This window comes from Streptomyces asiaticus (assembly GCF_018138715.1).
GTDB classification, from domain to species: Bacteria; Actinomycetota; Actinomycetes; order Streptomycetales; family Streptomycetaceae; genus Streptomyces; species Streptomyces asiaticus.
Window position 1 is genome coordinate 101,993 of sequence record NZ_JAGSHX010000006.1, and the last position, 13,198, is coordinate 115,190.

Consider the following 13,198-nt stretch of genomic DNA (forward strand, 5'->3'; position numbering starts at 1 on the left):
ATGCGATGGCTCATGCGATGCCACGTCTCGTCCGGGAGGAGGCCAAGCCGGGCGTTAGACCCACTTTGGCGGCGGCACAAATGATGGTCGCCGTATCCGGACAAGCCGCCGATCAGGTGGCTCAGCCGCAGGTCAGCGCCCGATTGACGGTTGGGAGTCGAGTGTGCGTGCCGAAAGCTCGGAGGAACGGGAACGGGAACGGGAACGGGAACGGGAACGGGAACGGGAACGGGAACCGCGGGGCACGGCGCGGCGGCGGAGGTGGACCCGGCAGGTCCCGGCCGGTGTCGTGGGCGTGGCCGCGGTGAGCCTGATCGCGCTCACCGTCTCCCCGGTGAACGCCGAGCCCGATACCAGAGCCAAACCGCCGCGCGGCAGGAATCCGCTCCCCGCTCCCCCGCAGATCCGCGACCTGGACTTTCTGCTCGGCTCCTACACCTGCGACTACACCCCACCGCCGGGCGGAAAGCCGGCCGTGCTGAAGCTGAACACCAAGCGGGCCATGGGCGGGCACTACCTCTACACGGACGCCACGCTCGAACCCGGAAGCGTGGTCGGCCGTTCGTCCTTCGGCTGGAATCCCGTGGACGGGAAATTCATCACCCAGTACCACGACAACTGGGGTTCCTCCGGAAACTACACCTCGTCCGGCTGGAAGGACGGCCACCTGATATTCAAGGGGCCCCTCACCCAGGTGATCACACCGAATGCCTCCGGGCAGACGACGGGCGTGAAGCTGGACCTCAAGGATGACTACCAGGTGCTCGGACCAGGGCATTTCAAGGACACCACGAGCTTCACCTTCCCCGACGGAAGTACTTTGCAAGGCAGTTACGACTGCCGCCGCCAATAGCGTTCAGCATTCCGGACCGAGGGAAGTGGGGGTGGCCGACCATGGCGAGCAATGAAGAGAAGCTGCTCGACTATCTGAAGCGGGTGACGGCGGATCTCCGGCAGACGCAGCGCCGTCTGAAGGATGTCGAGTCCGCGGGGCATGAGCCGGTCGCCATCGTGGGAATGTCCTGCCGCTTCCCCGGAGGCGTACGGTCCCCCGAAGAACTGTGGGAACTGGTCGCGACGGAGCGGGACGCCATTTCGGAACTCCCCACCGACCGCAATTGGGATCTGGAGAACCTCTTCCACCCCGACCCGGACCATCCGGGGACGAGTTATACGCGCGAGGGCGGCTTCATCGACGACCCCGCGGGATTCGACGCCACGTTCTTCGGCATCAGCCCCCGCGAGGCACTTGGGATGGCGCCGCAGCAGCGGCTGGCCCTGGAGGCGTCCTGGGAGGCCATCGAGCACGCCGGGGTCGACCCGGAGTCGCTGCGGGGCAGCCGGACCGGCACCTTCATCGGCTGCGACCACCTCGACTACTGCTCCGACGCCTCTCAGGTGCCCGAGGGCTCGGCCGGCTACTTCACCATCGGCAATTCCGCCAGCGTGGTGTCCGGCCGGGTGGCGTACACCCTCGGTCTTGAAGGGGCCGCGGTGACAGTGGACACCGCGTGCTCCTCCTCCCTGGTGGCCATGCATCTGGCCTGCCAGGCGATCCGGCAGGGCGAATGCGATATGGCGCTCGCCGGGGGTGTGGCCGTGATGTCCTCGACCGCACCGTTCATCGGCTTCAGCGAGCTGCGGGGGCTCGCGCCGGACGGCAGGTCCAAGGCGTTCTCGGCCAACAGCGACGGCATGACCCTGGCCGAGGGCGTGGGCGTCCTGCTGCTGGAACGGCTGTCGGACGCGCGGCGCAACGGCCACGAGGTACTGGCCGTGATCCGGGGCACGGCGGTCAACCAGGACGGCTCCAGCAACGGCCTGACCGCGCCGAACGGGCCCTCGCAGCAGCGGGTGATCCGGCAGGCGCTCGCCAACGCCCGGCTGTCGGCGTCCGAGGTGGACGCGGTGGAGGCACACGGTACCGGTACGTCGCTGGGCGATCCGATCGAGGCGCAGGCGCTGCTGGCCACGTACGGGCAGGAGCGGCCCGCGGGACACCCGCTGTGGCTGGGGTCCATCAAGTCCAACATCGGGCATGCGCAGATGGCCGCGGGCGCGGCCGGGGTCATCAAAATGGTGATGGCGATGCGCCACGAGATGCTGCCCGCATCGCTGCACATCGACGAACCGACGCCCCATGTGGACTGGAACGCGGGCGATGTCCATCTGCTGACCGAGGCGCGGGAGTGGCCGCGTGGCGAACATCCGCGGCGGGCGGGGGTCTCGTCGTTCGGCATCAGCGGGACGAACGCCCATCTGATCCTGGAGCAGGCCCCGGAGGGGGTCGCTGAGGCGGGGCCGGTGGAGTCGCTGAAGCCGGTGGGTGGGCCGGTGCCGTGGGTGGTGTCGGCGCGCGGTGCGGAGGCGTTACGAGGCCAGGCGCGGGCGCTGGTGGCACAGGTGAACGCCGACCCGGGGGTCAGTGCCGCGGAGGTGGGGTGGTCCCTGCTGCGGTCCAGGACGCTCTTCGACCACCGCGCCGTGGTCATCGGCCAGGACCGCGAAGAGCTGGTGGCCGGGCTGGAGGCACTGGCCGCCGGGGAGCCGCATCCGGGCCTGGTGCACCCCGGCGGGGCCGCCGAGGTGGTCGGTCAGACGGTCTTCCTGTTCAGCGGGCAGGGCAGCCAACGCCCCGGCATGGGCGCCGAACTCTACGACCGCTTCCCCATCTTCGCCGAAGCCTTCGACGAGGTGTGCGCCCTTCTCGATCCGCATCTGGAACACCCGCTACGGGAGCTGGTCTTCAGCCGCGACCCCGAACAGGCGGCGCTGCTGGACCACACCACCTACGCCCAAGCCGGACTCTTCGCGCTGCACATCGCCCTGGCACGGCTCCTCGACTCCATCGGCGTACGCCCCGACGCCGTCATCGGACATTCGATCGGGGAAATCGCCGCCGCCCATATCGCCGGAATCTTCGACCTCCCCGACGCCTGCCACCTCGTCGCCGCCCGCGCCACCCTCATGGGAGGACTCCCCGAAGACGGAGGCATGGCCACCATCGCCGCCACCCCCGACGAACTCACCCACGACCTCACCGCACACAACGACCAAGTCAGCATCGCCGCCCTCAACACCCCCGGCAACACCGTCATCTCCGGACCCCTCGACCTCGTCGCCGACATCAGCGCCACCTGGGCCGAACGCGGCCGTAAGACCCGCGCCCTCACCGTCAGCCACGCCTTCCACTCCCCCCTGATGGACCCGATCCTGACGCCGTTCAAGGAGGCAATCAGCGGGCTGACGTACCACCCGCCCACCATCCCCCTCATCAGCAACCTCACCGGACAACCAGCCGACGAGCAGATCACCACGCCTGACTACTGGGCCCAACACATCCGCCAACCCGTCCACTTCCACCCCGCCATCACCCACACCACACCCCACACCAGCATCTACCTCGAACTCGGCCCCGACCCCACCCTCGCCACCGCCACCCACCACACCCTCCACCACCACACCACCGAACCCGACCAACCCACACCCCTCATCACCTCCACCCTCACCCACAAACAACCCGACACACACGCCCTCACCCACACCCTCGCCCGGCTGCACACCGCCGGTGTCAATGTCGACTGGACCAGCTGGTTCCCCGCCGACCCGGCCCCCCAGGTCGTCGGGTTGCCGACGTATGCCTTCCAGCACCAGCGTTTCTGGCTGGCCCCGCCCGCCGCCCGTACGAGTTTCGAGGGGGCTGCCGGGGACCCGGCCGAGGCGCAGCTCTGGCATGCCATCGAGGAGCTCGATGTCGACGCCCTCACCAGCACACTCCAGCTGGACAAGGACAGCCCCGGCATCGACGCCCTGTTGCCCGCACTCCCCGTACTGTCCGCCTGGCGGCGTCAGCACCGTGAACGCTCCACCATCGACTCCTGGCGCTACCGGGCCACGTGGCAGCAGCTCCCCGACCCGGCCGCCCCGGCCCTGACCGGCATCTGGCTGATGGTCGTCCCTGCCGGGCAGGAGGAGCACACCACGGTCCAGGTCACTCTCCAGGCGCTACGGGCGCACGGCGCCACGGCGCTCCCGTACGCGGTCGACGCTCATCACATCGATCGCGCCACGTTCCGCGAACGTCTCGACCAGCTGACCGAGGAGTCCCAGCCCGCCGGGGTCATCAGCCTGCTCGCCCTCGACGCGGAACCGCTCGCCGGCCACTCCGCGGTGTCCGCCGGGCTCGGCGCCACCACCGCCCTCCTCCAGGCCCTCGATGACGCAGGAATCGACGCGGGAATCAGCGCGCCCCTGTGGTGTGTCACGCAGGGCGCCGTCGCCACCGGCCGCAGCGACCTCCTCCCCCACCCCGAGCAGTCGCCGATCTGGGGTTTCGGCCGCGTGGCCGCACTGGAGCATCCGCAGCGCTGGGGCGGTCTCATCGATCTGCCCGTCGCCATGACCCACCACACCGCGGGTCGGCTGGCGGCCCTTCTCGCCCCCGGGCAACCCGAGGACCAGGTCGCCATCCGCACCACCGGTACGTACGCACGCCGCCTCACCCGGGTGCCCGCCGCCGACACCGCCGCCGCTCCCGCTCCCTGGGAGCCGTCGGGCACCACGCTCATCACCGGCGGCACCGGAGGTCTCGGCGCTCAGGTCGCCCGCTGGCTGGCCGACCGGGGCGCACCCCGTCTCCACCTCGTCAGCCGTTCCGGGCCCGACGCGCCCGGCGCGTCCGAGCTCAGCGAGGAGCTCACCGCGCTGGGGACGGACGTCACCATCACCGCCTGCGATGTCTCCGACCGCGCCGCGCTCCGGCGGCTCATCGACTCTGTCCCCGCCGAACACCCCCTCACCGTGGTCATCCACACCGCCGGCACGATGGAACTGGGGCAGATCGGCGAGCTGGACCCCGGGCGGTTGCAGCCCGTTCTGCGGTCCAAGGCCCTGGCCGCCGCGCATCTGCACGACCTCACCCAGGACCTCGATCTCACGGCCTTCGTACTCTTCTCGTCGAACGCCGCGACGTGGGGCAGCGGGCAACAGGCCGCCTACGCCGCCGCGAACACCTACCTGGACGCGCTCGCCGAGCACCGCCGGGCCCGGGGTCTGCCCGCCACCAGCCTCGCCTGGGGGCCGTGGGGCGAGGCGGGCATGGCCGCCGACCAGCACACGCTCTCCCACCTCGAGCGGCGGGGGCTCTCCCCTCTCCCGACCGACCTCGCCATCGCGTCGCTGCAACACGCGCTGACACACGACGACACCGCCGTCACGATCGCGGATGTCGACTGGGAGAGGTTCGGCCGTACGTTCACCGCGCAGCGCCCGAGCCCGTTCCTGACCCGACTGATGCCGTCGAGCGCGGAGCCCGCCACGTCCACGGCGATCGCGGCCGACGACAATCCGCTGCGGCAACAGCTCAGCGCGGCGCCCGCCGCTCAGCGCCATCAGCTCCTGGTCCGCCATATCCAGACCCTGGCCGCGACGATCCTCGGCCACTCCGGCCTGGACGCGGTTCCCCCGGGGCAGCCCTTCCAGGAGCTGGGCTTCGACTCCCTCACCGCGGTCGAGCTGCGCAATCAGCTCGCCGCCACGACGGGCCTCGCCCTCGCTCCGGCGCTGGTCTTCGACCATCCGACGCCGAACGCGCTCGCCACGTATCTGGGCGCCGAACTCACCGGGCAGAAGGCCGCCGTCACCACCCACACGTCGTCCGCGGCCGCCGACGACGAGCCGATCGCGATCGTCGGCATGGCCTGCCGCTATCCGGGCGGCGTGCGCTCTCCGGAGGAGCTGTGGGAACTGGTCGTCGCGGGCCGGGACGCCATCGGGGAGATGCCCGCCGACCGCGACTGGGACCTGGACACGCTCTACGATCCCGACCTCGAGCGTCTGGGCACCAGCTATGCGCGCGAGGGCGGTTTCCTCCACGACGCGGCCGGGTTCGACGCGGCGTTCTTCGGCATCAGCCCGCGCGAGGCGCTCGCCATGGACCCCCAGCAGCGGCTGCTCCTGGAAACCGCGTGGGAGACCTTCGAGAGCGCGGGCCTGGACCGGGACACGCTCGCCGGGAGCACCACCGGCGTCTTCGCGGGCGGCACCTATCAGGGCTACGGCGCCTCCGGCAACTCCTCGGCGCGGGAGGTCGAGGGGTATCTGCTCACGGGCGGTACGCCGAGTGTCATGTCGGGCCGGGTGGCGTATGCGTTCGGCCTCGAGGGCCCTGCGGTGACGGTGGACACGGCGTGCTCGTCCTCGCTGGTGGCCATGCAGCTGGCCGCCCAGGCGCTGCGACAGGGCGAGTGCACGATGGCGCTGGCGGGTGGCGTGACGGTGATGGCCACGCCGACCACCTTCATCGAGTTCTCCCGGCAACGCGGTCTGGCGGCCGACGGCCGGTGCAAGCCGTTCGCGTCGGCGGCCGACGGCACCGGCTGGGGCGAGGGCGCCGGGCTACTGCTGCTGGAACGGCTGTCGGACGCGCGGCGCAACGGCCACCGGGTGCTGGCCGTGATCCGGGGCTCCGCGGTCAACCAGGACGGCACCAGCAACGGTCTGACCGCGCCGAACGGGCCCTCGCAGCAGCGAGTGATCGGCCAGGCGCTCGCCAACGCCCGGCTGTCGCCGGCAGAGGTCGATGTGGTGGAGGGACACGGCACCGGAACCACACTCGGCGATCCGATCGAGGCGCAGGCGCTGCTGGCCACGTACGGGCAGGAACGGCCCGAAGGGCGTCCGCTGTGGCTGGGGTCCATCAAGTCCAACATCGGCCACACCCAGGCCGCCGCCGGAGTGGCCGGGGTCATCAAGATGGTGATGGCGATGCGCCACGGGGTGCTGCCCGCCTCACTGCACATCGACGAACCGACCCCGCATGTGGACTGGAACGCGGGCGATGTCCATCTGCTGACCGAGGCACGGGAGTGGCCGCGGGGCGAGCGTCCGCGCCGGGCGGGGGTCTCGTCCTTCGGCATCAGCGGGACCAACGCGCATGTCATCGTGGAGCAGGCGCCCGAGGCGGCCGAAGCCGTCGAGGCGTACTCGGTGGAGCCGGTGGGTGGGCCGGTGCCGTGGGTGGTGTCGGCGCGCGGTACGGAGGCGTTACGAGGCCAGGCGCGGGCGCTGGCCGAACGGGTGAACGCCGACCCTGAGGTGAGTCCTGCCGAGGTGGGGTGGTCCCTGCTGCGGTCCAGGACGCTCTTCGACCACCGCGCCGTGGTCATCGGCCAGGACCGCGAAGAGCTGGTGGCCGGACTGGAGGCACTGGCCACCGGAGAACCCCATCCGGGTCTCGTACACCCCGGGGAGACGGCCGAGTCCACCGGTCAGACCGTGTTCCTGTTCAGCGGACAGGGCAGCCAACGCCCCGGCATGGGCGCCGAACTCTACGACCGCTTCCCCATCTTCGCCGAAGCCTTCGACGAGGTGTGCGCCCTTCTCGACCCGCATCTGGAACACCCGCTACGGCAGGTGGTCTTCGACAGCGATCCGGAGCGTACCGGGCTGCTGGACCACACCACCTACGCCCAAGCCGGACTCTTCGCGCTGCACATCGCCCTGGCACGGCTCCTCGACTCCATCGGCGTACGCCCCGACGCCGTCATCGGACATTCGATCGGGGAAATCGCCGCCGCCCATATCGCCGGAATCTTCGACCTCCCCGACGCCTGCCACCTCGTCGCCGCCCGCGCCACCCTCATGGGAGGACTCCCCGAAGACGGAGGCATGGCCACCATCGCCGCCACCCCCGACGAACTCACCCACGACCTCACCGCACACAACGGCCAAGTCAGCATCGCCGCCCTCAACACCCCCGGCAACACCGTCATCTCCGGACCCCTCGACCTCGTCGCCGACATCAGTGCCACTTGGGCTGCCAAGGGCCGCAAGACCAGGACACTGACCGTCAGCCACGCCTTCCACTCCCCCCTGATGGACCCGATCCTGACGCCGTTCAAGGAGGCAATCAGCGGGCTGACGTACCACCCGCCCACCATCCCCCTCATCAGCAACCTCACCGGACAACCAGCCGACGAGCAGATCACCACGCCTGACTACTGGGCCCAACACATCCGCCAACCCGTCCACTTCCACCCCGCCATCACCCACACCACACCCCACACCAGCATCTACCTCGAACTAGGCCCCGACCCCACCCTCGCCACCGCCACACACCACACCCTCCACCACCACACCACCGAAACCAACCAACCCACACCACTGATCGCCTCCGTCCTCACCCACAAACAACCCGACACACACGCCCTCACCCACACCCTCGCCCAACTCCACACCAACGGCACCACCATCGACTGGACCAACTGGTACCCCGCCACCCCCACCCCCCGCACCATCGACCTCCCCACCTACGCCTTCCACCACCAGCACTACTGGCTGTCGTCCGCCGCCCCCTCCGGACCGGAGCCCACCGAGAGAGCGGCTCTGGTCGACAGGGAGTTCTGGGAGGCGGTGGAGCGCGAGGATCTGGAAGCTCTGGCGGCGACCATCGACTCACCGGCGGACCAGCAGCCCATGCTGGGCGCTGTTCTCCCGACGCTGTCCGCCTGGCGGCGACAGCACCGGGAGCGGTCGGTCATCAATTCCTGGCGATATCAGACCACTTGGAAGCGCCTTCCCACTCCTTCCACACGTCCGGACCTCTCCGGCACCTGGCTGCTGATCATCCCTGCGGGCCAGTCCGACCACCCTGCCGTGGCAACCGCCGCACAGGCCCTGACCGGCCACGGCGCCACCCCGCTCCGCCATGTGCTCGACACCCGTACCGTCCATCGTGACGCCTTGGCGGACCACCTCACGCGTCTGGCCACGGAAAGCGAACCCGTCGGAGTGCTGAGCCTGCTCGCCCTCGACGAGGAGCCGCACCCCCCATACGCCGCCGTGCCCTCCGGACTGGCCGCGACCACCGTGCTCGTCCAGGCCCTCGGCGACGCCGAGATCCCGGCGCCCCTGTGGTGCCTCACTCAAGGCGCCGTCGCCGCGGGTCCCGGCGATCCGCTCCCCAGCCCGCGGCAGGCGCAGACCTGGGGACTTGGCCGCGCCGCGGCCCTGGAACACCCTCGCCGCTGGGGTGGCCTGATCGACCTTCCGACCGTCATCGACCACCACACCGCGGACCGTCTGGCCGCCCTGCTCGCCCCCGGTGGGCCGGAGGACCAGACCGCCATCCGCGCCACCGGCAGCTACGCCCGGCGCCTCCGTAGGGCCGGTACGCCCACCACTGCCCCCAGGACCTGGCAGCCCACGGGCACCACTCTCATCACCGGCGGCACCGGCGGTCTCGGCGCCCATGTGGCCCGCTGGCTCGCCCGCCACGGCGCGCCTCATCTCCACCTCATCAGCCGCTCCGGCCCCGACGCACCCGGCGCCACCCAACTCGTCCAAGAACTCACCGACCTGGGCACGACCGTCACCATCACCGCCTGCGACGCCTCCGACCGGGCCGCGCTCCAGCACCTCCTCGACACCATCCCCGCCGAACACCCCCTCACCACCGTCATCCACGCCGCCGGAACGTCGGACACCGAGCTCATCGCCGATCTGGGGCCGGAGCGACTCCAGCATGTGCTCGGGCCCAAGGCCCTGGCCGCCGCCCATCTGCATGAGCTGACCCAGGGGCTCGACCTCAGCGCCTTCGTGCTCTTCTCGTCCGGCGCGGCCGCGTGGGGCGGCAGTCGGCAAGGGGCCTACGCCGCCGCGAACACCTATCTCGACGCCCTCGCCGAGCACCGCCGCGCCCGGGGACTCCCCGCCACCAGCCTCGCCTGGGGCCCCTGGGGCGACGCGGGCATGGCCGCCGACGAGACCGCGCTCGCGTTCTACGGGCGGCGTGGGCTGTCCCCGCTGAGCCCCGAACTGGCCGTGGCATCGCTCCAGAACGCCCTGGACCACCGTGACACCACGGTCACCGTGGCGGACATCGACTGGGAGAAGTTCCCGACGGCGTTCACCGCGCAGCGCCCCAGCCCCCTTCTCGACGAGCTGGTCACGGCCGCCGAGAACCCCACCGGGCGAACCGCGGGCACGTCCACGGACACGTCCGTCGGCACCTCGCTCCAGCAGCGGCTCTCCGCCGCCACGCCCGAGCAGCAGCACCAGCTCCTCCTCGAGCGGATCCAGTCCCTCGCGGCCTCGATCCTGGGGCATTCCGGACCGGACGCCATTCCGCCCGGCCAGCCGTTCCAGGAGCTCGGGTTCGACTCCCTGACCGCCGTGGAGCTGCGCAACCAGCTCGCCACCGCCACGGGAATCGACCTCGCGCCCGCGCTCGTCTTCGACCACCCCACGCCCAACGCCCTCGCCACGTACCTGCGCGCCGAACTCACCGGTCAGCAGATGGCCGTCACCGCTCACACCCCCACCACCACAGCCGCCCAGGACGAGCCGATCGCGATCGTCGGCATGGCCTGCCGCTACCCCGGCGACGCACACTCCCCGAAGGAGCTGTGGGACCTGGTCATGGCCCATCGCGATGCCATCGCGGAGATGCCCACCGACCGCAACTGGGATCTGGACGCGCTCTACGACCCCGATCCCGACCGCTCGGGTACGAGCTATGTCCGCGAGGGCGGATTCCTCTACCGGGCGGCCGAATTCGATCCCGCGTTCTTCGGCATCAGCCCGCGCGAGGCGGTCGCCATGGACCCGCAGCAGCGGCTGCTCCTGGAAACCGCGTGGGAGACGTTCGAGAGCGCGGGTCTGGACCGGGACACACTCGCGGGCAGCAACACGGGCGTGTTCGCGGGGGTGACGTCCCAGGACTACATCTCCCTCACCGGCGATACGACGAGCGACGTCGAAGGCTATGTCGCCACGGGCAATATCGGCAGTGTGGTGTCCGGCCGGGTGGCCTACTCCTTCGGCCTCGAAGGCCCGGCGGTCACGGTGGACACCGCCTGTTCGTCCTCGCTCGTGGCCATGCATCTGGCATCCCAGGCCCTACGGCAGGGCGAATGCACGATGGCTCTGGCCGGCGGGGTGACCGTGATGGCCACCCCGGGCGCGTTCATCGAGTTCTCCCGCCAGCGCGGTCTGGCGCCCGACGCCCGGTGCAAACCGTTCGCGGCCGCGGCGGACGGCATGGCGTGGGGCGAGGGCGTCGGTCTCGTCCTGCTGGAACGGCTGTCGGACGCGCGGCGCAACGGCCACCGGGTGCTGGCCGTCGTCCGCGGCTCCGCCGTCAACCAGGACGGCACCAGCAACGGCCTGACCGCGCCGAACGGGCCCTCGCAGCAGCGGGTGATCCGGCAGGCGCTCGCCAACGCCCGGCTGTCACCGTCCGAGGTGGACGCCGTCGAGGCACATGGCACCGGGACCACCCTCGGCGATCCGATCGAAGCGCAGGCGCTGCTGGCCACGTACGGCCAGGGCAGGTCGGAGGACCAGCCGCTGTGGCTCGGCTCCATCAAGTCCAACATCGGCCATACGCAGGCCGCCGCCGGAGTGGCCGGGGTCATCAAGATGGTGATGGCGATGCGCCACGGGGTGCTGCCCGCCTCACTGCACATCGACGAACCGACCCCGAATGTCGACTGGAGCGCGGGCGACCTGCGCCTGCTCACCGAATCCGTCCCATGGCCCCACGCCGAGCGGCCCCGCCGGGCGGGGATCTCCTCCTTCGGCATCTCCGGTACGAACGCCCATCTCATCCTGGAGCAGGCCCCCGAGCCGATGGCGCCCGCTCCCGTATCGGACGCCGCTGGTGTGGTGCCCTGGGTGATCTCCGCACAGAACGATGCGGCGCTACGAGGCCAGGCACGGGCTCTGACCGGGCACATCATCGGCGAGCCCGAGGTAAGCGCCTCGGAGGTGGGGTGGTCCCTGCTGCGGTCCAGGACGCTCTTCGACCACCGCGCCGTGGTCATCGGCCAGGACCGCGAAGAGCTGGTGGCCGGGCTGGAGGCACTGGCCGCCGGGGAGCCGCATCCGGGCCTGGTGCACCCCGGCGGGGCCGCCGAGGTGGTCGGTCAGACGGTCTTCCTGTTCAGCGGGCAGGGCAGCCAACGCCCCGGCATGGGCGCCGAACTCTACGACCGCTTCCCCATCTTCGCCGAAGCCTTCGACGAGGTGTGCGCCCTTCTCGATCCGCATCTGGAACACCCGCTACGGGAGCTGGTCTTCAGCCGCGACCCCGAACAGGCGGCGCTGCTGGACCACACCACCTACGCCCAAGCCGGACTCTTCGCGCTGCACATCGCCCTGGCACGGCTCCTCGACTCCATCGGCGTACGCCCCGACGCCGTCATCGGACATTCGATCGGGGAAATCGCCGCCGCCCATATCGCCGGAATCTTCGACCTCCCCGACGCCTGCCACCTCGTCGCCGCCCGCGCCACCCTCATGGGAGGACTCCCCGAAGACGGAGGCATGGCCACCATCGCCGCCACCCCCGACGAACTCACCCACGACCTCACCGCACACAACGGCCAAGTCAGCATCGCCGCCCTCAACACCCCCGGCAACACCGTCATCTCCGGACCCCTCGACCTCGTCGCCGAGATCAGCGCCACCTGGGCCGAACGCGGCCGTAAGACCCGCGCCCTCACCGTCAGCCACGCCTTCCACTCCCCCCTGATGGACCCCATCCTGACGCCGTTCAAGGAGGCAATCAGCGGGCTGACGTACCACCCGCCCACCATCCCCCTCATCAGCAACCTCACCGGACAACCAGCCGACGAGCAGATCACCACGCCTGACTACTGGGCCCAACACATCCGCCAACCCGTCCACTTCCACCCCGCCATCACCCACACCACACCCCACACCAGCATCTACCTCGAACTCGGCCCCGACCCCACCCTCGCCACCGCCACCCACCACACCCTCCACCACCACACCACCGAACCCGACCAACCCACACCCCTCATCACCTCCACCCTCACCCACAAACAACCCGACACACACGCCCTCACCCACACCCTCGCCCAACTCCACACCGCCGGTGTCAATGTCGACTGGACCAACTGGTACCCCGCCACCCCCCCCCCCCCGCACCATCGGCCTCCCCACCTACGCCTTCCACCACCAGCACTACTGGCTCGCCCCGCCCGCCCCGCGCGCCGACGGTCATCTCAATGGCCACCACCCGGCCGAAACCAGGCTCTGGGACGCCATCGAGGAGCTCGACGTCGATGCCCTCACCAGCACACTCCAGCTGGAGAAGGACGGCCCCGGCATCGACGCGCTGCTGCCCGCGCTCCCCGTACTGTCGACCTGGCGGCGTCGGCACCGCGAACGG

1 protein-coding gene and 2 pseudogenes are annotated in these 13,198 nt (G+C 70.5%); all 3 read left to right on the plus strand.

What is annotated here, in order from left to right:
• The first annotated feature begins 163 nt into the window (after window positions 1–163).
• Window positions 164–853, plus strand: coding sequence for a hypothetical protein (locus tag KHP12_RS08155; protein WP_246648472.1), 690 nt, complete (start codon window positions 164–166; stop codon window positions 851–853).
• Window positions 854–936: 83 nt separating this feature from the next.
• A pseudogene (locus KHP12_RS08160) lies at window positions 937–12,849 on the plus strand (type I polyketide synthase); the annotation flags it as partial.
• A 58-nt stretch (window positions 12,850–12,907) separates the two neighbouring features.
• Window positions 12,908–13,138 (plus strand): annotated as a pseudogene (locus KHP12_RS53795) (hypothetical protein); the annotation flags it as partial.
• Between the last annotated feature and the right edge of the window lie 60 nt (window positions 13,139–13,198).